Here is a 19,852-nt window from a genome sequence, read left to right as displayed (position 1 = left end):
CGTGAGCAACGCCCTCGAACTCCAGCTCGCCCTGCGGGACTTCCCGCAGCAGGCGGCCTTCTGGCAGCAGCACCTGGCCGACTGGGCCGAACCGACCGCCCTGGTCCGCGACCACCTGCGCAAGCACACCGGCCCGCGCCCGCTCGCCACCGCCCCGCTGGCGCCGCAGACCGTGGCCGCAGCCCGCGCGCTCACCAACGGCGACCCGCTGCTGCTCCGGGTGGTCGGCGGCGCGGTCCTCGCGCTGCTCGCGGCCCGGGCCACCGACCGCGATCGGGTGACCGTCTTCCTGCCGGTCCCCGGCGCCGCGCACCAGGGCGCCACGCGCACCGTACCGGTCGGCGTCGGACTCCAGGACACGACCACCGGACGGGACCTGCTCGGCACGCTGCGCGGCGCCTACCTGGCGGCCCTGGACCACCTCGACCTCCCGCTGTCCGCGCTGCTGGACCGCGACCGGACCCGGCCCGGTGACCTGATGCTCGCCGTCGACGGCGACCTCACCGAACAGGACGCCGACGCCCGGGGCTGCCCGCTGCTGTTCGACCTGCGGCCGGGCCCGGAAGGCGGCGCCGGCCGGATCGAACTCCACTACGACGCACGGCTGTTCACCGAGGCGACCGCCCGGCGGCTGGCCGACTCCTTCGCGGAGCTGTGCGGCGCGCTGCTCAAGGACACCGCGCAGCTGCTGTCCCCGCTGCTGTCCCCGACCGACACCGAACGCGCCCTCATCGCAGGCGAGTTCAACGCCACCGAGGCCGACTTCCCGGCCGACCGCACCCTCCACCGCTTCCTGGAGGAACGGGCCGCCGCCACCCCCGACGCCGTCGCGGTCGCCGACGACGGCACCAGCTACGCCGAACTGAACGCCGCCGCCAACCGCCTCGCCCGGGTGCTGCGCGAGCGCGGCATCGGCGCCGGCGACGTGGTCGGCGTCTGCGTCCCGCGCTCCCCGCGGATGCTGGTCGCGGTCTACGCCGTGCTCAAGGCCGGCGGCGCCTACCTCCCGATCGACCCGACCCTGCCGCAGGGCCGGATCGACTACATCCTCGACCACAGCGGCACCCGGCTGGTCGTGGTCGCCGAGGAGACCGCGCACGCGGTCACCGGCCGGACGGTGCTCGACCTGGCGGGCCCCGCCGTCGCCGCGGCCGACCCCGCCGACCTGCCCGCAGTCAGCGGCCCCGAGGACCTCGCGTACGTGATCTACACCTCCGGCTCCACCGGCCGCCCCAAGGGCGTGATGGTCGAGCACCGGGCGATCGTCAACCGGCTCTGGTGGATGCAGCGCGCCTACCCGCTCACCGCCGACGACGTCATCCTGCACAAGACGCCGTTCACCTTCGACGTCTCGGTCTGGGAGATCTTCTGGTGGTCGCTGGCCGGCGCCGCCGTCGTCACCCTGCCCGGCGGCGACGAACGCGACCCGGAGAAGATCGCCGAGCGGATCACCGAGGCCGCCGTCACCACCGCGCACTTCGTGCCGTCGATGCTCGGCGCCTTCCTGCAGTACGCCGCCGCCACCGGCCGCAGCGCCCGACTGGCCACCCTGCGAACGGTCTTCGCCAGCGGCGAGGCGCTCGCGGTCGGCCACACCGAACAGTTCACCCGGGAACTCGGCGGCTTCGCCGAGCTGGTCAACCTGTACGGCCCGACCGAGGCGGCCGTCGACGTGACCTGCCAGCCCTGCACCGGCGTCGACACCACCCGGTCGGTCCCGATCGGCCGCCCGATCGACAACATCCGGCTCTACATCCGCACCAGGTCGGACGAGCTGGCCCCGATCGGCACCCCCGGCGAGCTGTGCATCGCCGGCACCGGCCTGGCCCGCGGCTACCTGAACGCACCCGAGCTGACCGAGGAGCGGTTCGTCCGCAACCCCTTCGAACCGGCCGGGCGGCTGTACCGCACCGGCGACCTGGCCCGCTGGCTGCCCGACGGCACCGTCGAGTACCTCGGGCGGATCGACAGCCAGGTCAAGATCCGCGGCTACCGGATCGAACTCGGCGAGATCGAGCACACCGCCGCCGCCTGCCCAGGCGTCGCCGACGTCGCCGTCACCACGGTGACCGACGAGGCCGGCAACCGCGCCCTGGTCGGCTACGTGGTCCCCGGCCCCGGCTACAGCGAGGCCCGGCTGCGCGAGGCGCTCGCGGCCGACCTGCCCTCGTACATGGTCCCGCCGCACCTGGTTGAGGTCCCGGCCATCCCGACCAACCACAACGGCAAGCGCGACCTCGGCGCGCTGCCGCGGCCCGCCGCCCCGGCCGCCACCGCGCACGTGGCGCCGCGCACCGCCGAGGAGCACACCCTCGCCGGGATCTGGGCGGACGTGCTGGGCGTCGAACAGGTCGGCGTCCACGACAACTTCTTCGCGCTCGGCGGCGACTCGATCACCTTCATCGCCGTGCTGGCCCGGGCCCGGGCGGCCGGGCTGCGCTTCACCTTCCAGCAGCTGTTCGCCCACCCAACCGTCGGCGAACTGGCCGGCCGCGCCACGGCCGGGGACCCGGCCGCCGACGCCCCCGCACCCGCCGCCGAACCGTTCGCGCTGCTGACCGCCGCCGACCGGGCGCTGCTGCCGGCCGGCGCCGAGGACGCCTACCCGATGTCCCGGCTGCAGGTCGGGCTGATCTTCGAGGCCGCCCGCAGCGACAGCGAGGGCCTCTACCACGACATCCTCAGCTACCGGATCGCCGACCGGGTGGACGTCGACACCTTCGCCCGCGCGGTCGCCGAGGTGGCCCGCCGGCACGCCGTGTTCCGCACCTCCTTCCACCTCTCCGGCTTCGCCGAACCCGTCCAGGTGGTGCACGGCGACGCACCGCTGCCGCTCACCGTGACCGACCTGCGCGACCACCCGGCCGACCGCCAGGAGCAGGAACTCGCCCGGTTCGCCGAACACGAACTGCGCGACGGCTTCCGCTACGGCACCCCCGACCTGGTCCGGGTGCACCTGCACCTGCTCGGCGAGGCGGACTACCAGTACTCGCTGAGCTACCACGACGCCGCCCTCGACGGCTGGAGCGTCAACACCGTCCACCGCGACCTGTTCAGCACCTACTTCGCCCTGCTCGACGGCCGCGACCTGCCCGCCGCCGAAACCCGGCTGTCCTACCGCGACTTCGTGGCCCTGGAGCGGCAGGCCGTCGACTCGCCCGAACAGCGCGCCTTCTGGCTGACCCTGATGGACGGCGCCGAGAGCACCGCCCTGCCGCGCTACGCCGCCGACTCCGCCGCCGAGATCCCCGAGGTGGTGATCCACGACGTCGAGCTGCCCGCCGGCATGTCCGCGGCGGTCGTCGCCACCGCGGCCGCGCTGCGCGTCCCGGTCAAGTCGCTGCTGCTCGCCGCGCACACCGCCGTCCTGGGCTTCGTGGCCGGCACCGACGACGTCCTGACCGGCTACGAGCACTCCGGGCGCCCCGAGGTCGAGGGCGGCGAGAACATCCCCGGCCTGTTCCTCAACTCGGTACCGTTCCGGACCACCCTCACCCCCGGCAGCTGGGCCGAACTGGTGCACGCCGTCTACCGGGCCGAGACCGCGATGCTGCCGCACCGCCGCTACCCGATGGCCGAGATCAAGCGCGCCGTCGGCAGCCGCGAGCCGCTGTTCGAGACGGTCTTCAACTTCACCCACTTCCACGTGCTGAAGAGCCTCACCGAACGGGACGGCTTCGGCCTGGTCCGCTCGGTGGTGAACGCCCAGACCGAGTTCCCGTTCCGCGCCGAGTTCTCCCAGGACGCGGTCACCGACGAGGTGCAGCTCAGCATCCACTTCCACGCCAACGCCTTCGGCACCGACCAGATCACCCGGATCGGCGGCCACTACCGGCGCGCCCTCACCGCGCTGACCGCCGACGCCGACGCGCCCCGCGAACCGGCCGCCCTGCTCGGCGACGCCGAGGAGGCCGAACTGCGCGGCTTCGGCGGGCCCGCGTACCAACTGCCCGAGGGCACTTTCCTGGACCGCTTCGCCCACCACGTCGAACGGACCCCCGAACGGATCGCGCTCGTCCACGACGGACAGCGCCTCAGCTACGCCGAACTCGACCTCGCCGCCGAGCGCACCGCCGCGTACCTCCGCAGTCGCGGGGTCCGCGCAGGCGACGTGGTCACCACCGTGCTCACCCGCGGCGTGCCGTGGGCGGTGACCGTCCTCGCCCTGCTCAAGCTCGGCGCCGTCTACCTCCCGCAGGACATCGACCACCCCGCCGACCGGATCGCGGCCGTCCTGCGGCGCAGCGGCTCCCGCCACCTGGTCGCCGACGCCGCCGACGCCGACCGGCTGCGGGCGAGCCTCGCCGCGGCCGGCGCCGAACCCGAGCTGCTCCTCCCGCAGGACGCCGAACACGTCGAGCCGGCCGGCGGCGGACCGCGGCCCGGACCGGACGACCCGGCGTACCTGATCTTCACCTCCGGCTCCACCGGCGAACCCAAGGGCGCCCTCATCCGCCACCTGGGCATGCTCAACCACCTGCTGGCCAAGGTGGTCGACCTCGACCTCACCCGGGACGACCGGGTCGCCCAGCTCGCCACCCAGTGCTTCGACATCTCGGTCTGGCAGCTGCTGGTCGCCTGGACGACCGGCGGCGCCACCGTGGTCTACGGCCAGGACGCCGTGGTCGACATCCCGGCGTTCCTGCACGGCCTCGCCGAGGACGGCATCACCGTGCTGGAGGTGGTCCCCTCCTACCTGGACGCGGTGCTCACCGAGACCGCCCAGCGCCCCGCCCCGCTGCCCCGGCTGCGGGTCAACCTGGTCACCGGCGAACCGCTGCCGCCCGCGCTCACCCGCCGCTGGTTCGCCCAGTACCCGGCGATCCCGCTGGTCAACGCGTACGGGCCGACCGAGGCCTCGGACGACGTGACCCACCACCGGATCGAGTCCGCGCTCGACGGCGTCCGGGTCCCGGTCGGCCGGCCGGTGCTCAACACCGGCATCCACGTGGTCGGCCCCGACGACGCGCTGCGCCCGCTCGGCAGCTTCGGCGAGATCTGCGTGACCGGCGCGGGCGTCGGCCTCGGCTACGTCAACGACCCCGACCGCACGGCCGCAGTGTTCCGGCCCAACACCCTCGACGACCGCTCCGCGCTGCTCTACCGGACCGGCGACGTCGGCCGCTGGCTGCCCGGCGGCATCCTGGACTGCGCCGGCCGCAACGACCACCAGGTCAAGGTGCGCGGCTACCGGATCGAGCTCTCCGAGATCGACGGCGCACTCGAGCGGCTGCCCGGGGTGGACGGCGCGCTCACCCTGGCCCGCGAACTGGCCGGCGAGAAGCGGCTGGTGGCGTACTACACCGGCACCGCCGCCCCCGACCTCGAGGCCTTCCGGCGCGGCCTGGCCGCCACCCTGCCCGGCTACATGCACCCCGAGGTCCTGGTCCGCCTGGAGGAGTTCCCGCTCACCCCGAACGGCAAGACCGACCGCCGGGCGCTGGAGCGGCTGGAGGTCGCGTTGACCGGCCAGGCGTACGAGCCGCCCGCCACCGACGAGGAACGCCTGGTGTGCGACCTCTTCGGCCGGGTGCTCGGACTGACCGCGCAGCAGGTGTCGGTCACCGACAACTTCTTCGACCTGGGCGGCCACTCGATCGCCGCGATGAAGGTCGCCGCGCTCTCCGACGGCCGGATCGGCCTGCGCACCCTGCTGGCCCGCCCGACCGCGCGGCGGCTCGCCGCGAGCCTGACCGAGGCCGCGGCCGGCCCCCGGGAGCTGCTGGTCGACCTCACCGGGGCGGCCGGCGCGGACGCGCCCGAGGCCGCGGCCACCGTGGTCTGCATACCGTTCGCGGGCGGCGGCGCGGTCAGCTACGTGCCGCTGGCCCGGGAGCTGGCGGGAGGCGGCGAGGCGGTCCGGGTGCTCGGGGCCGAGCTGCCCGGGCGCACCGCGGCCGACACCCGCCCGCACCGCCCGGTCGAGCAACTCGCCGAGGAGCTCGCCGACGCCGTCGCCGCCCGCGCCGCCGGACCGGTCACCGTCCTCGGCCACTGCGCCGGATCGGCGCTCGGCCTGCTGCTGGTGACGGCGCTGCGCCGGCGCGGAGCGGACGTCCGCGGCCTGCTGGTGCTCTCCAAGGTGCTCCGCTCGGCCGACCCCGCCGACCACACCGCCAACGAGGTGCTCGGCATGTCGGAGCAGCAGGTGCTGCAGTGGCTGGCCGACAACACCGGTCTGACCGAGGTGGACGGCTTCTCGGCCGCCGAACGGGCCGACCTGGCGGGCGCGTTCCGCTACGACACGGTGGAGGCCACCCGCGGGTTCCACCGGGCGCTGACGGCGCTGGCGGAGCAGCCGCTCGACTGCCCGGTCACAGCCGTTATCGCCACCGACGACCCGCTGACCGGCGGCCGCCCGGACGCCGCCGACACCTGGCGGGCCTTCGACCCGCAGGCCCGGATCGTGGTGACCGACCACGGCGGCCACTACCTCAACACCACCAGGCCGGAGTTGATCGCCGGGCTGGTCCGCGAGAGCCTGGGCGGCCGGCCCGCCGTGACGGCTGCCGACCGCTGACGGCCCGTCACCGGCACCGACGGCCGGTCATCGACGGCCGACTCGCAGGCCGCCGGGCGGCGCCCCGAACCAAGGAGTACCCGACGTGAACATCCTGACCATCGTGCTGATGGGCGCGGTGACCTTCGCGCTGCGCTTCAGCTTCTTCGGACCGCTGAAACCGGAGAAGATCTCGCCCCGGATCGAGCAGGCGCTGCCGTACGTCATGCCGGCCGTGCTGATGGCGATCATCGTGCCGTCGGTGCTGCTCGCGCCGCCCGCCGAGCGCGGGCCGGGCTGGCTGACGCCCTACCTGGTCGGCGCGCTGGTCGGGTTCGGGGTCGGCGCGGTCAGACGGGACAACTTCTTCCTGGTGTTCGCCTGCGCGGTCGCGGGGTTCGCGCTCACCAAGCTCTTCCAGTGAGGCCCCGGCCGTCCGGCGGGACCCCGCACCACGACACGGAAAGGACGTCGATGACCACCGTCACCGTCACCGCCACGACCCGATCGGCGGAGGTGCGCAGCGGCGCGCTGGCGTCCGTCCCGATCGTGGTGGGCGCCGTCCCGTTCGGCCTGCTGTTCGGGGCGGTGGCGCAGCAGTCCGGCCGGAGCCTGCTGGAGACCATGCTGCTCAGCGCCCTGGTCAACGGCGGCTCGGCGCAGATGATCGGCGTCGGCATGCTGTCCTCCGGCGTCGCCTGGCCGCTGGTGGTGCTCACCACCCTGGTGGTCAACGCCCGGCACGTGTTCTACTCGGCCGCCCTGTCGCCGTCCATCAAGCACCTGTCCGCCGCCTGGCGGGCCGTGCTCGCGTACGGCATGACGGACGCCATCTACGCGCTGGCCGCCAAGCGCTACCGGGAGCAGCCCGGCCCCGGCGAGCAGCACTGGAACGTGCTGGCCGCCTCGGTCGCCGTGTACGCGGCCTGGCTGAGCAGCTCGCTGGTCGGCTGGCTGTTCGGCAGCGACCTCGGCAGCCTGGACGGCCTCGGCCTGGACTTCGCCATCTACGCCACCTACATCGGCCTGGTGGTCTCCTGCTTCACCAGCTTCCGGGCGGTGGCGATCGGCCTGCTGGCGGGCGCGCTGTCGCTGGCGCTGCACCACCTGCCGTACCAGAGCGGCCTGTTCTGCGCCACGCTGCTGGCCGCCGGCACGGCGACCGTCTGGGAGTCGGCGGTACGCGGCAGGGCCGCCGGTGCAGCACCTGCGGTACCCGCCGAGGCCCCGGACCACTGACCTCCCTCCACCCGTCACTTCCACCTTGGAGCACATCATTTCTGCCGCACCGCAGTTCTCCGTCATCGGCGGAGCCGTCGTCAACGAGGTCCTGGACGGCGACCCGGCCGGGATCGTCGACATCGTGCGCCGCGCCTACCTCGCCCACGGCGAGCAGCAGAGCGTCAACCCGCCGAGCTACTTCCTGCGCTTCCCGGACCGCCCCGACTCGCGGATCATCGCGCTGCCGGCCGCCCTGGGCGGCGAGTTCGGCGTCGACGGCATCAAGTGGATCTCCAGCTTCCCCGGCAACATCGCCTCCGGGCTGCCGCGCGCCTCGGCCGTCCTGATCCTCAACGACCACGAGACCGGCTACCCGTTCGCCTGCCTGGAGAGCTCCATCATCAGCGCGACCCGCACCGCCGCCTCCGCGGCGCTCGCGGCGGCCGAACTGCACCGCGACCGGGCCCGCCCGCGCACCGTGACCTTCTTCGGCACCGGCCTGATCGCCCGGTACATCGAGAAGTACCTGCACGGCACCGGCTGGGAGTTCGACACCGTCACCATCTTCGACACCAGCGAGCAGTACGCCACCGCCTTCGCCGGCTACCTCACCGAGCAGGGCCGCACCGCGCGGATCACCGTGGTACCGACCGCCGAGGAGGCCATCCGCTCCTCGGACCTGATCGTCTTCGCCACCACGGCCGGCGCCCCCCACGTCCAGGAGCCCACCTGGTTCGACCACAACCCGACCGTGCTGCACGTCTCGCTGCGCGACCTCTCACCCGAGATCGTCCTCGCCTCGACCAACATCGTCGACGACATCGACCACTGCCTGAAGGCCGACACCTCCCCGCACCTGGCCGAACAGCTCACCGGAAACCGCGACTTCCTCACCGGCACGCTGTACGACGTCCTCCAGGGCAAGGCCGAGCTGCCCGCCGACCGCCCGCTGATCTTCTCCCCGTTCGGCCTCGGCGTCCTCGACCTCGCCGTCGGCGTCACCGTCTACCGCCGGGCCCTGCAGCGCGGCCTGGCCGCCCCGGTCGCCGACTTCTTCCACGACCTCAGCCGCTACGCCTGACCGCGGGACGGCGGGGGCGGCGGGCGTCGCCGCCCCCGGGGTGTTAGTTTGCGGCGTTGTCACCATGGCGAGATCAGGGGGAACCAATGGCAGAGCAGCAGGCCCGGAAGGCGCCGCAGGTGCGGGAGGCGCAGGTGCTGCGCACCGAGCGGATCACCCCGCACATGGTGCGGCTGGTGCTCGGGGGAGCGGGGCTCGAGGGCTTCGAGGGGGCGGAGTTCGCCGACCAGTACGTCAAGGTGCTGTTCGCGGCGCCGGGCGCAGCCTACCCGGAGCCCTGGGACCTGGGGTGGATCCGGGAGGAGCTGCCGCGCGAGCAGTGGCCGGTGTCGCGGACATACACGGTGCGGTCCTGGGACGCGGCGGCGCGCGAGCTGACCATCGACTTCGTGGTGCACGGCGACGAGGGGCTGGCCGGACCGTGGGCGGCCGCCGCGCAGGTCGGCGACACCGTGCGGTTCGGCGGGTCCAGCGGCGGTTACGTACCGGACCCGGCGGCCGACTGGCACCTGCTGGTCGGGGACGAGAGCGCGCTGCCCGCGATCGCCGCCGCGATGGAGCGGATGCCGGCGGGCGCGATCGTCCACGCCTTCGTCGAGGTCGCGGACGCCGCGGAGGAGCAGAAGATCGTCACCCCGGACGGGATGGCGGTCGGCTGGCTGCACCGTGGCGGCCGGGCCACGGGCGAGACGCTGGTGGAGGCGGTCACCGCCCTGGAGTTCCCGCCCGGCGAGGTCTGCGCCTTCGTCCACGGCGAGGCGGGCTTCGTGAAGGAGCTGCGGCGCCACCTGCGCCTGGACCGCGGCGTGCCGCGCGAACGGCTCTCGATCTCCGGGTACTGGCGGCTCGGCCAGAGCGACGAGGCGTGGCGGGCCGGCAAGCGCGAGTGGAACGCCCAGGTGGAGGCGGAGCAGGAGCAGCAGGGCGCCTGACGCACCGGCACGGGTTGAGCCCCGTGCCGGGCCGTCAGGGCAGCGGCTGGGCGTGGACGGGGGTGTCCGGCATGGGCAGGTCCCCGCTGCTCAGGAGGTAGGCCACGCCGTTCTCGGTGATCTCCACCTGGACGGTGCGGCCGGCGTTGGAGTACAGCGGGTGGCCGTTCGGGCCGCGGGCGCCGTGGTGCTCGACCAGGACGCTCTCCTGCTTGCCGTGGCAGCCCTGCGGGCCGGGGAAGGTGAGGAGCCAGCGGCTGGCGGTCGGGGTGGTCATGTCTCTCACCGTGCCTGGTGTGCTCCCCGGGGCGGCGGCGGGTGTCCGGCGCCCGCCGCCCTCCGGGACGGTCGTCGTGCTCGGGTGACCCCAGCGGGTCACCAGTAGTGGCGGCGTCCGCCGACCTCGTGGCCGACGGCTCCGAGGATCCACAGGAGCAGGCCGACGACGACGAGCACGGCGCCGATGGTCCAAAGGACGCCGAGGCCGGTGATCAGGCCGATGACGAGGATGATGACTCCGAGGACGATCATTTCCTGCTCCTGCCAGGTCGTTCCCCCCGCCGGGTCGAGCCCCCTCGCCACACGTCTGCCCATGTGCCGGACATCGAACCGGTGCTGGCGGACGGACTGCCGACCGGATCCCGGCCATCTACGGCGTCCTCGCGGTCGAGGGCCAGGGGAACTTCGAGACACCCGGCCTGCACAACACCGGCTGCTGACCCCCCGCCTCAGCGTCCGAACTTCGCCTTCGCGGCCGGGGTGACCGGGGTGAAGAGGTTGACCAGGTTGCCGTCCGGATCGCGTAGCAGCAGCGACCGGTTGCCCCAGGGCATCGTGGTGGGCTCGTTGACGAACTCCGTGCCGTGCCCGGCCAGTGCCGTGTGGAGGGCGTCGACGTCGTCGACGAGGAACTCGACGATCGCGCTGCGGTTGGCACCGGCCTCGGCCGAGCCGGGCGCGAAGAGCGGGACGGTACGGGTGCTGCCGATGGCCAGCGTGCCCGCTCCCGCCGACCCATCCGACCCCGCCGTGATCTCGGCGAAGTCCTCGTTGCTCCAGACGGCGGCCGTCCCGGTGACGCGTTCGTAGAACTCGACGAGGCGCGCGACGTCCTCGGTGATGACGCGGATGGATGCGAGGTGCACGGTGTGGCTCCCTTGATCGACGGAGTGGGCGACACGCACCACGCTAGATCGGATACCGGACGGAATCCGCCCGGTATCCGCGGGAGAATCCCCGGTATGTCCAAACCGACGTCCCGCGTCCTCGCGCTGCTGGAACTCCTCCAGTCGGGCGGCCTGCGGACCCTCGCAGAGCTCGCCGGCCGGCTGGAGGTGGACGAGCGCACGGTCCGGCGCTACATCGCGCACCTGATCGAGCTGGACGTCCCGGTGGTCTCGGTGCGCGGCCGGTACGGCGGCTACCGGCTCGGGCCCGGCTACCGGATGCCCCCGCTGATGCTCAGCGACGACGAGGCCGTGGCGGTGGTGCTGGGGCTGGTCACCGGACGGACGGGCGGGCTCGGTACGTCGTCGTCGTCGGCGACGGCGGCCGGGACCGCCCTGGCCAAGGTCCGCAGGGTGCTTCCCCGGCGGTCGGCGGACCGGCTGGACGCGCTGCTCGGCTCGCTCGCCTTCACCGCCGCACCGCCCGGCACCGACGTGAACAGCGCGGTGCTGCTCGCCGTCGCCGACGCCGTCCGCCACCGCTCACCGGTCGAGATCGGCTACACCGCCGCCGACGGACGGCGCAGCGTCCGCACGATCCATCCGTACGGGCTGGTGGTCCACTCCGGCAGGTGGTACGTGTCGGCGGCCGACCCGGCCGTCGGCGAGGACCGGACCTTCCGGCTGGACCGGATCTCCGAGGTGCGCAGCCGCCCGGGGACCTTCGAGCCGCCTGCCGGGCCGGACCCGGCGGAGCGCGTCATGGCCGGGTTCACGGAGGCGGCCTACCGCCACCACGTGGTGCTGCGGATCGGGGCGGCACCCGAGCGGATCAGGACCTGGCTCCCCGTGAGCGTCGCGACCGTGGAGGGGCCTGCGGACGAGCCCGTGGACGGCCCCGCCGACGGCGCGGGCGGCAGGCCTTCAGGCTGGTCCCGGGTGGAACTCCGGGCCGAGCGGCTGGACTGGCTCCCGGCGGTGCTCGCCGCGATCGACGGGCCGTTCGTGATCGAGCAGCCGGAGGAGCTGCGCGAGCTGGTACTCGGGCTCGCCGGCCGCCTGGCGTCGTCCGCCGGCCGGGAGGCGACGGGCGAGGCGCGGCGGGTGGATGAGGAGCAGCGGGCCGGCGAGGGGTGACCGGCGTCCGGGGCCGTCGCCGGCGGGCGGCGGCGGCCCCGGGACGCCGGAGCTCAGCGGGCGCTGCCGAGGTTGCGGTCCCCCTCGGCGCCTTCGAGCATCAGGGTGGTCTCCTCGACCCGGCGGAAGCGGCCGTCGGGGGCGAACTCGGCGAACAGGTAGACCTCCATGCGGACGGTCGACCCGTCGACCTTGGTCACCGTGACGGTGTGGCGGTCCGCGTAGCGGTCGCCGTCGACGAGTTCGTCGTGGACGGTGACCGTGCCGTGGGCCACGACCTTCCGCAGGTGGGCGATGTGGGTGAGGAACCCGGTCCGGTCGTCCCAGCGCCCGTCGGTGCGCTGGCGGTAGTCGGGGGCGAAGTGCCGGTCCGCGGCCTCGTCGAGGTCGAGCCCCGGGGTGAGGAGCAGGTCGGTGAGGGCGGCGCGGATGTCGGTGCGGTTCACGGGGGTTCCCTTTGGTGCGCGGGGGAGTGCCCCGCATGACTGATCGGGCGCAGAAGTCGGCTGCCCGAGGTACGACCCGGAACTGTACCGGAATAAGCGTGCTTCGCACACGCTAAATTTCCGTGGGGTGCCGGGGTGTCCGGCCGCCCTCGTAGGGTTCTCGTCGGGTGCTACTGGTCCGAGTAGCTGAGGTCTCCCACCGTCCAACTGCTCACTTCCGCAAGGGCGATGCGGTACATGCCGCCGGTGTGCGGGAGTCCGTAGCTGCCCTGGAGGATCCTGGCGAGGTGCAGATGGAGGTGGGTGATGTCTCCGGAGCGCGGCCCGGGCGTCCTGGTCGGGCCGTCCGTACCCTCCGTCGGGGCCGCGAACAGGGTGCCGAACGGTTTCAGGTGCTCGGAGGTGGCCAGGACCTCCGCGACCCGTTCCCGCCACAAGCTCTCCGGGGCGAGCCGGCCGGTGATGACCGCACCGGGGACGACTACGGTCAGTGGCATCTGATTGCTGTGCTCGGACTCCACCATCGAGGCGATTGCGACGAGCAGCTCATCGGGGTGCGACATGGGCCCGAGGATAGCCGCTGACGGGTGCGCGGCACGCCCGCCGCTGGTGGCGACGCCCGGAGTGCCCGCACCGGGCGGCCGACATCCGACCGTCACCGGGTGCCCGGCTCCGGTGTCCGTCCGGTGCCCGGGGGTGGCCCCCACCCTGGCAGGGACCCCGTACTGGATCCACCCCGCGCCGTCCGAGGTCGTGGCCAACGCCATGCTGTACCTCGGCCTCTGAGCCCGCGCACACGAGCCGGAGCCCGGGCCCGCCACGGATGGCGGGCCCGGGCTCCGGCCGTCCGCACGGACGGCCCGCGGCGACGGGTCAGATCACCGGAGCCGCGGGGCCGCCGGTCGGGCGCCTGCGGCGGCGGGTGGCGGCGTGCGTGAGGGCCAGCGCCACCAGGGCGGCTTCGCAGGCCAGCGCGGCGGGCACCAGGTAGCTCTGCCACTGCGTCAGATCAGCGGCCAGGTCGGGGAAGGCGAGGCTGCCGGAGATCAGGTAGCCGGTGATGGCGGACCCGCCGACGGCGGCTCCGGCGATCCACACCCACGGCGCGTCACGGAGGACGAGCAGGACGGCGAGGAGCAGGCACAGCGCCGCGACGGCGGTGAACACGGCGTCCGCGACCGGGTTCTGGCCCCAGTGCGGGAGCACGAGCGGCAGATGGAGCGCCCCGGTCGCCAGGAGCGCGCCGGCCGCCGGCCAACGCAGCTGTGAGCGCGTCCGGCGGCCCCGGACCCGTACCGCGGGCCGCGGCGCGGCCATCTGCTCCGGCGCCCGCCCGTCCGCGGACCCGTCGGGGAGCTCGGCGTACGGAGCAGGTGCCGTCGCGTCCGGGGCGGACAGCGCGGACGGCTCCGGCAGCTGGACCGGACCGGCCGGCCGGACCACTTCGGGTACGGGCTGCAGGAGTTGGGCGAGATGGGCGACGTCGGCGACCGGGCGCAGCGCCGCCGCCGCGCAGAGCGCGTCCCGGATGCCGCTGTCGGGTTCCGCGGCCAACAGGACGGTCAGACCGGCCACCTCGTCCGGAGGTCTGGTCAGGACGGCGGTCCGCAGGATGGCATCGGCACCGTCACGGTCCCGGGGACGCAGCAGGGTGAGGAGCCGGACCAGTTCCTCGACCGGCCGGCCCGCCAGCGCCCGGTGCAGGGCCGGGGTGAGCGTCGGTGTCCGGTCGGGCTCCAACTGGAGCAGCAGGTCCGCGACTTCCTCGACCGGCCGGCTGGCGGCCGAGTGCATCAGTGCGGCGGCGAGGTCCTCGCCGGGTGGGATCACAGGGAGCAGGTTCGCGCCGGGGTGGTCGGAGGGAAGGTCGAGGTCGGGGGCAGGTATGAGGCCCGTCCCGGCGTTGGGCGCGGGAAGGGACAGCGGGCGAACCATCAGGTCTCCTGGATCGGTGGAACGACGAGTCAACGGAGGGACGAGCCGGCCGGCCGCCTCGACGGGCGGCGCGCATGCGAACGGCTCGGTCCGATACCCAGCCTGTGCCCGGGCCCGCGCTACGCCACCCGGACGCGGTCAAACGGGCGACGGCCCGCCGGCCGGGCCCACCGGCTGATCGCTGCGATCGGCAGGCCGGCGCGATTGGGCGGCCGGGTACGGGGCAGGCGCCGTGGTGAACGGAAGGTCCGACTTGTCGACCCGGAAGGGGACCGCTGTGACCAGGGTGAAGGAATCCATCGAGGTGGACGTCCCGCTGCACGCCGTCTACAACCAGTGGACGCAGTTCGAGGACTTCCCGCAGTTCATGGACGGCGTGGAGGAGGTCCGCCAGACCGACGACCGGCACTGCCACTGGTCGACCAAGGTGGCCGGCGCCCGCCGTGAGTTCGACACCGAGATCATCGACCAGCTCCCCGACGAGCGGATCTCCTGGCGCACCATCGGCGGCGACGTCGAGCAGATGGGCATGGTGACCTTCCGGCGCATCGACGACACCCGCACCCGGGTGAGCCTGGCGATGGAATTCGAGCCGCACGGCGTGGCCGAGAAGGCCGGCGGCCTGCTCGGGGTGCTGGACCGGCAGGTCAAGGGCGACCTGAAGCGGTTCAAGGGCTTCATCGAGGAGCGGGGTGCGGAGAGCGGCGGCTGGCGGGGGCGGCTGACCCCGGACGGGGTTTCGAGCGCCCGGGCCGCGGGCCCGGGTGACGCGCCGGTCCGCGACCGGCCGCAGGCCCGGATGACCGGCGAGGGCGGCCCGCCCCCGGCGGAGGGGCCGGACGGCAGGTGGCACGGCTGAATCCGTCCGGCTGCCGGGCGCCGGCTCGGGTTGCGGCGCCGGCGCCCGGGGGAGTGAGTGGTGTGGGAGCGGGAGGTGGTCGGGATGGATGCCACGGGTGTGTTCTGGTGGCTCGCCGGGGCGGTCGTGGTCGCCTCCCTGGCGGTCGCGGCCGTCCTGGTGGTCAGGCTGGTCCGGGCCCGCAGGCTGCTGCGGTCGACCGGTGTCCCGATGTCGACGAAGGTCCTGTTCTGGGCGTCCATCGCCTATCTGGTCTGTCCCGTGGACCTGCTGCCGGACCCCGTCCTGCTGGACGACATCGGCTTCCTGCTCGTCGCGCTGCGCTCCGTGCACAAGGCCGCGCTCCGGGCCGGCGTCGGCCCCGCCGCCCGGCGGGCGGACGGGCCCGACGGCCCGGGACCGGAGCGGGCCGGGCCGTGGTGAGGCGCCTCGGCCCGAGGCGGTTCACCACGGGACGGTCTCGCCGTGGCGGTCGAGGAACCGCAGGCCGGGGGCGCCGGCCTGGGCTTCGAGGACGTCGACCACGGCCGGGATGCTCTGCCGGGGGAGGAGGGGCGCGTCGGGCCCGCCGAGCTCGGTCCGGTTGTGGCCGGGGTCGATGAGCAGCTTGGTCCGCCCGTCGTCGGCGTAGCGGGTCGCGTAGCTGCGCATCAGCTGGTTGAGCGCGGCCTTGCTCGCCTTGTAGAGCTCGTAGCCGTCCTCGGTGTTCAGCGAGATGCTGCCCTGCTCGGACGACATCACCGCCACCGTACCGCCGGGTGCGACGGCTCCGCGGAGGGCCTCCAGGGCGCGCATCGGGCTCAGCGCGTTGGTGACCATGACCTCGGTGAACATCTCGGTCGGAACCTCGCCGATCGGCAGGTTCCCGCGGTCGATCGCGGCGTTGACGAAGAGCAGGTCGAGAGGGTGCCCGTCCAACCGTCCGCGGAGCGCCGCAAGCTGGTCGGGGCTGGTCATCTCCAGGGATTCGATCGTCAGCTGCCCGCTGCGGGCGCGGGCCACCGCGTCCAGCTCGGTGCCGGCGCTGCGCGTGGTGGCGATGACCTGCCAGCCGCGGCGGGCGAGTTCATCGGCGAGCACGAGGCCCAGCCCTCGGGAGGCGCCGATGACGAGCGCCCGGCGGCGGTACGGGGTGACGGAGACGGACATGGGCGTTCCTTCGCTGTGGGGATCCGTGGAGGGATCCGTGGGGTGGACCCGCCGTACGGAATCACCGTGCGGCGACGCTCAGACTAGACGCAACGTCTCGTCTAGACGAGACGTTGCGTCCAGTTTGGGGCCCGGCCGTCGAGGCGGGTAGGGTGTGCGGCATGTCCGCCCCGAACCCTCCGGCCCCGCGGGCGCGGTCCGGCAGCCGGCGCGACGAAGCCGCACGGCTGGCCGTGCTCCACGCCGCCGACGACCTGCTGGTCGAGCACGGCTTCGGCGCCCTGACCGTCGAGGCCATCGCGCGCCGGGCCGGCGTCGCCAAGCAGACGATCTACCGCTGGTGGCCGTCGAAGACCGAGATCCTGCTCGACACGCTCATCGAGGACAGCGACAAGCGCCTCCCCGTCCCCACGGACGGGACCACCGTGGAGAGCATCCGTGCCTACCTCCGCGGGTTCGCCCGATTCGTCACCCGCGACCCCGCCGGCAAGGTCCTCCTGGCCCTTCTTGCCCAGGCACAGCACGACCCCGGCATGGCGAGGACCTTCCACCGGCGCTACCTCGACCCCCGCCGCGGCCTGGAACGCGAGATGCTCGCCCGGGCGGTCGAGGCCGGGACGGTCGCGCCGAGGCTCGGGCCCGACGCCACGATCGACGCGCTCGTCGGCCCGATCGCCTACCGCGCCCTGACGGGGGCCAGCATCCCCCGCGGCCTGGTGGACACCCTGGTCGAGGACCTGCTCAGGCCGGCCTCGGACTGAGCGTCCCGCCCGCCCCGGTCGGTCCGGCGCGGTCCGGCGCGGTACGGGCCCGCCGTCAGTGCTCGAGCCGTTCGGCGGCCTCGGCCGCCTGCTCGACCCGGCGCGGGGCGTCCCGCCGTTGCCGGGCGTAGAGGACACCGAGACCGAAGACCGCGGCGCCGTCCTGCGGCGGTGTGGCCGCGGCGAGGTCGGCGAGTGCCCGCTCGCCCATCACACCGTCCTGGTGGGCCCCCAACGGCTTCTGGATCCGCTTCATCCGGTCGACCGTACGGCCGGCGGGGCCGCCGACGAGCGGGCTGACGCTCTCCGCCGCGTACCGGGCGCGTTTGGCCGCCTTGCGGGCGCGGTGGAGCTCCCGGTCGCGCCGCGGTCCGGGAGGCAGGGCGAGGGCGGTCCGCAGCCGGCGCGCGGTGCGCCGCCGCTGCTTGCGCAGCATCCGGCGGGCCTCCGAACGGCCCCGCCCGGCACGGCCGTTCAGCGGGGGCCGGGTGGCGAACCGCTCCAGCTCGTCCAGCAGCGCGTAGTAGCGGCGCCCGTCCATGACCCGCAGCACGGCCCGGTGCGCCTCCCGGTAGCGGACCTCGAACCGGGCGCGGATCGCCGCGCCGACCGCGGCGGGGTGGGCGGCGGGCGGCAGCTCCGCCGCCTGCTCGCCGAGACGTCGGGCGAGCACCTCGGCGTCCCGGGCCCCGCCCAGCGCCCTGCCGAGCCGCCGGAGTTCACGGTCGAGGTGGTCGGCCGGAGCCCGGTCGAGGATCCGCCGATGCGCGGCCAGCGCGCTGCGCAGCCGCCGGACGGTCACCCGCATGCGGTGGACGGAGTCCGGCTCGTCCATCCGTACGGCCGGGTCCAGCTCGTGCAGCGCGGCGACCTGGGCCCGCAGGCAGGCGGTGAGGGCCGCCCCGACGGACCCCGGCGGGGCATCGCCGCCGCCGGACGGCTCGGCCGGGCCCGGTACGGCGCGGGCCGGCGCGGCCGCCAGGCGGCCCGCCAAGGCGCGGCCGAGCTTGGACCCGGCCGCCGAGTGGTGCAGACCCCGTTGGAGCAGTCGTGCGTCGATCTCGTCGAGCAGCGCGCGGTCCCCGGCGGCCAGCTCGACCTCGGTCTCCACCCAGGTGGTGGCGGACCGCCCGGCGGGACGGCCGTCGGAGCGGGCCGAAGCGCCGAGGAGTTCCGCGGAGACCGTGTCGCGGGCCAATTCGGCCAGCGTGCGGCCCTTGCCGTCGACGAGCAGGGTCAGGTCGCGCCTGGTCCGCAGATGGGCCACCGGGGCCATCTGCTCGCCCCGGGCATCGGCGCGGGTGAGCGCCACCAGCTCGGCGGGCAGTAGGCGGGCGTCGCCGTTGCGGCCGTCGCCCGATCCGAGGGGCAGGCGGGTCTCCGTCCGGCTGCCGTCGGGCCCCGGTGTCTTCAGGTGCCACCCGGCATCGTGTCCGCCCGTCCGCCGGCGCAGGGTGATACCCCGGCGCAGCAGGTGCAGGTCGGGGGTGTCGTAGTAGACGGCGTCGAGCTTCTCGGTTCCGCCGGCGCGCAGGCGCGCGACGTGGGACAGCTCGGCCGCGGTGAGCGGCCGGTCCACGGCGCCGTCGTACTTGCGTTCGATCTCCTCGTGCACAGTCGCCATACGGGGTCGTCTGCCCGGGCGCGGCGGGTCGAACCGCTCGTCGCCGGGCGGGCCGGTTCCACGGGGCCCGGCCGGGTGTGAATGGCCGTGCCGAGGGCGTGCGCGGGCCCGAGCCCGGAACGGGGCGGCTGCTCTTCCGTTCTCCGGGCGGGGCTCCGGTGATTCGGGTGCCTGCGACCGTCCGTACCGCTGGTGGACCGGTGGTGGCCGGGTTTGCCGCGTCGTTCACGGGCAAGGCGAGCGGCGGCGCGGCGTGACCGTGCGCCGCGTCCGAGTCAGACCGTCCCGCACCGACCGGAGGCTGGTAGCGATGAAACCCGAAGACGACGACCGGCTCAGCGGGCCCGAGGCGCGCGGCAGCGCCGTGCACCCCGGGCTCGGCACGCCCGTACCGGACGACCCGGAGCTGCTGCTCGGGGACGCCCTGGCCGCCCAGGACCTGTTGGGCGTCGGGCCGACACCGCCCGCGGACCCGCCCACCGAGGACGAGCACTCCCTGCTGGAGCGGGCCCGCGAGTCGGTCGGCCGGGTGACCGCCGCGGCCGTGCACGCCGGTGATGCCGGCCTGGGCCGGGTCAGGCAGGCCGCCGAGCGGGCCGCCGAGCGGGCCCGGTACGGGGAGCCGGCGACGGCGTACCAGGACTGGACGGAGACCGGGCGGCCCGTCCGGCGCAGCCCGTACCTGCTGGGCGCGGGGCTGACCGCGGGGGTGCTGATCGTCTGGGCGGTGCTGCGGCGCCGCCGCTGACCGGTCCCCTTCCGCTGCCGCCGTCCGCACCCGTCGGAACCGTCGCAGGAGTGTCCGAGATGATCCGTCCGAGTGACCCCGTCCCGCCGAACCCGACCCCCGCACCCGGTCCCGGCGGGCCTGGCCCCGGCCCGCTGCCGGGCCCGGCCCCGACGCCGGGCGGCCCCGACCCGGTGCCGCCCGAGCCCCGGCCCGAGCCCGTGCCGCCGGTGCCCGACCCGTGGCCGCCGGTGCAGCCGGCCCCGCTCCCCGGCCCCGAACCGGCGCTCCCGCCCGCAGCCGCAGGCTGACGGG

At 74.4% G+C, this 19,852-nt stretch carries 17 protein-coding genes and 1 pseudogene; 10 read left to right on the top strand and 8 right to left on the bottom strand.

Annotation, left to right across the window (positions count from 1 at the left end; translation table 11 throughout):
* The first annotated feature begins 1 nt into the window (after position 1).
* The 5 genes from AA75_RS43205 to AA75_RS43185 all read left to right on the top strand — a co-directional run bounded on the left by AA75_RS43205 (position 2) and on the right by AA75_RS43185 (position 9,733).
* Positions 2 to 6,520, top strand: a complete 6,519-nt coding sequence (locus tag AA75_RS43205; protein ID WP_051814399.1) for a non-ribosomal peptide synthetase — start codon at positions 2 to 4, stop codon at positions 6,518 to 6,520.
* An 85-nt stretch (positions 6,521 to 6,605) separates the two neighbouring features.
* Positions 6,606 to 6,923, top strand: coding sequence for an AzlD domain-containing protein (locus tag AA75_RS43200; protein ID WP_033826023.1), 318 nt, complete (start codon positions 6,606 to 6,608; stop codon positions 6,921 to 6,923).
* Positions 6,924 to 6,973: 50 nt separating this feature from the next.
* Positions 6,974 to 7,738: an AzlC family ABC transporter permease gene (locus AA75_RS43195; RefSeq protein ID WP_051814398.1), complete on the top strand. Its 765-nt coding sequence runs from the start codon at positions 6,974 to 6,976 to the stop codon at positions 7,736 to 7,738.
* Positions 7,739 to 7,763: 25 nt separating this feature from the next.
* The gene (gene sbnB, locus AA75_RS43190; protein WP_199520565.1) at positions 7,764 to 8,801 is read left to right on the top strand and encodes a 2,3-diaminopropionate biosynthesis protein SbnB; all 1,038 of its coding nucleotides are present in this window, start codon (positions 7,764 to 7,766) and stop codon (positions 8,799 to 8,801) included.
* Between the two features lie 86 nt (positions 8,802 to 8,887).
* Positions 8,888 to 9,733: a siderophore-interacting protein gene (locus AA75_RS43185; protein WP_033826022.1), complete on the top strand. Its 846-nt coding sequence runs from the start codon at positions 8,888 to 8,890 to the stop codon at positions 9,731 to 9,733.
* A 34-nt stretch (positions 9,734 to 9,767) separates the two neighbouring features.
* On the opposite strand, the gene AA75_RS43180 is transcribed toward AA75_RS43185, so the two are convergent.
* From AA75_RS43180 to AA75_RS43175, 3 genes are all read right to left on the bottom strand, one after another.
* Positions 9,768 to 10,010, bottom strand: coding sequence for a DUF6296 family protein (locus AA75_RS43180; protein WP_033826021.1), 243 nt, complete (start codon positions 10,008 to 10,010; stop codon positions 9,768 to 9,770).
* Positions 10,011 to 10,108: 98 nt separating this feature from the next.
* Positions 10,109 to 10,264 (bottom strand): DUF6131 family protein, encoded by a 156-nt coding sequence (locus AA75_RS51335; RefSeq protein ID WP_199520564.1) that lies wholly within the window; start codon positions 10,262 to 10,264, stop codon positions 10,109 to 10,111.
* 197 nt (positions 10,265 to 10,461) lie between these two features.
* Positions 10,462 to 10,878, bottom strand: coding sequence for a VOC family protein (locus tag AA75_RS43175; protein WP_033826020.1), 417 nt, complete (start codon positions 10,876 to 10,878; stop codon positions 10,462 to 10,464).
* Between the two features lie 96 nt (positions 10,879 to 10,974).
* Here AA75_RS43175 and AA75_RS43170 point away from each other — a divergent pair, with 96 nt between their 5' ends.
* Positions 10,975 to 12,036 (top strand): YafY family protein, encoded by a 1,062-nt coding sequence (locus AA75_RS43170; RefSeq protein WP_051814396.1) that lies wholly within the window; start codon positions 10,975 to 10,977, stop codon positions 12,034 to 12,036.
* 53 nt (positions 12,037 to 12,089) lie between these two features.
* Here AA75_RS43170 and AA75_RS43165 read toward each other — a convergent pair whose 3' ends face one another.
* The 3 genes from AA75_RS43165 to AA75_RS43155 all read right to left on the bottom strand — a co-directional run bounded on the left by AA75_RS43165 (position 12,090) and on the right by AA75_RS43155 (position 14,417).
* Positions 12,090 to 12,482 carry a nuclear transport factor 2 family protein gene (locus AA75_RS43165; RefSeq protein ID WP_033826019.1) on the bottom strand — a complete coding sequence of 131 codons (393 nt, stop codon included), beginning with the start codon at positions 12,480 to 12,482 and terminating at the stop codon, positions 12,090 to 12,092.
* A 170-nt stretch (positions 12,483 to 12,652) separates the two neighbouring features.
* On the bottom strand, positions 12,653 to 13,045 hold the full coding sequence (locus tag AA75_RS43160) for a hypothetical protein (protein ID WP_033826037.1): 393 nt from the start codon (positions 13,043 to 13,045) through the stop codon (positions 12,653 to 12,655).
* Positions 13,046 to 13,355: 310 nt separating this feature from the next.
* Positions 13,356 to 14,417, bottom strand: coding sequence for a hypothetical protein (locus tag AA75_RS43155; RefSeq protein WP_033826018.1), 1,062 nt, complete (start codon positions 14,415 to 14,417; stop codon positions 13,356 to 13,358).
* Positions 14,418 to 14,694: 277 nt separating this feature from the next.
* Between AA75_RS43155 and AA75_RS43150 the strand changes: the two are divergent.
* Positions 14,695 to 15,147: pseudogene (locus tag AA75_RS43150) on the top strand (SRPBCC family protein); the annotation flags it as partial.
* Positions 15,148 to 15,360: 213 nt separating this feature from the next.
* On the top strand, positions 15,361 to 15,699 hold the full coding sequence (locus tag AA75_RS43145) for a DUF1232 domain-containing protein (RefSeq protein WP_051814407.1): 339 nt from the start codon (positions 15,361 to 15,363) through the stop codon (positions 15,697 to 15,699).
* Positions 15,700 to 15,720: 21 nt separating this feature from the next.
* Here AA75_RS43145 and AA75_RS43140 read toward each other — a convergent pair whose 3' ends face one another.
* Positions 15,721 to 16,425, bottom strand: a complete 705-nt coding sequence (locus AA75_RS43140; protein ID WP_033826017.1) for an SDR family NAD(P)-dependent oxidoreductase — start codon at positions 16,423 to 16,425, stop codon at positions 15,721 to 15,723.
* A gap of 161 nt (positions 16,426 to 16,586) precedes the next feature.
* Here AA75_RS43140 and AA75_RS43135 point away from each other — a divergent pair, with 161 nt between their 5' ends.
* A complete protein-coding gene (locus AA75_RS43135; RefSeq protein ID WP_033826016.1) occupies positions 16,587 to 17,186 on the top strand; it encodes a TetR/AcrR family transcriptional regulator in 600 nt (199 codons plus the stop codon).
* 55 nt (positions 17,187 to 17,241) lie between these two features.
* Here the strand turns inward: AA75_RS43135 and AA75_RS43130 are convergent, their stop codons facing one another.
* Complete coding sequence (locus AA75_RS43130; protein WP_051814395.1) at positions 17,242 to 18,810, bottom strand: CYTH and CHAD domain-containing protein; 1,569 nt, start codon at positions 18,808 to 18,810, stop codon at positions 17,242 to 17,244.
* A gap of 310 nt (positions 18,811 to 19,120) precedes the next feature.
* Here AA75_RS43130 and AA75_RS43125 point away from each other — a divergent pair, with 310 nt between their 5' ends.
* Positions 19,121 to 19,558, top strand: coding sequence for a hypothetical protein (locus AA75_RS43125; protein ID WP_033826015.1), 438 nt, complete (start codon positions 19,121 to 19,123; stop codon positions 19,556 to 19,558).
* The last annotated feature ends 294 nt before the right edge of the window (positions 19,559 to 19,852 follow it).

This window comes from Kitasatospora sp. MBT63 (assembly GCF_000710465.2).
Taxonomy (GTDB): Bacteria; Actinomycetota; Actinomycetes; order Streptomycetales; family Streptomycetaceae; genus Kitasatospora.
The sequence above is the reverse complement of the archived record's forward strand: the minus strand, read 5'-3'. Positions and strand labels throughout refer to the sequence as shown.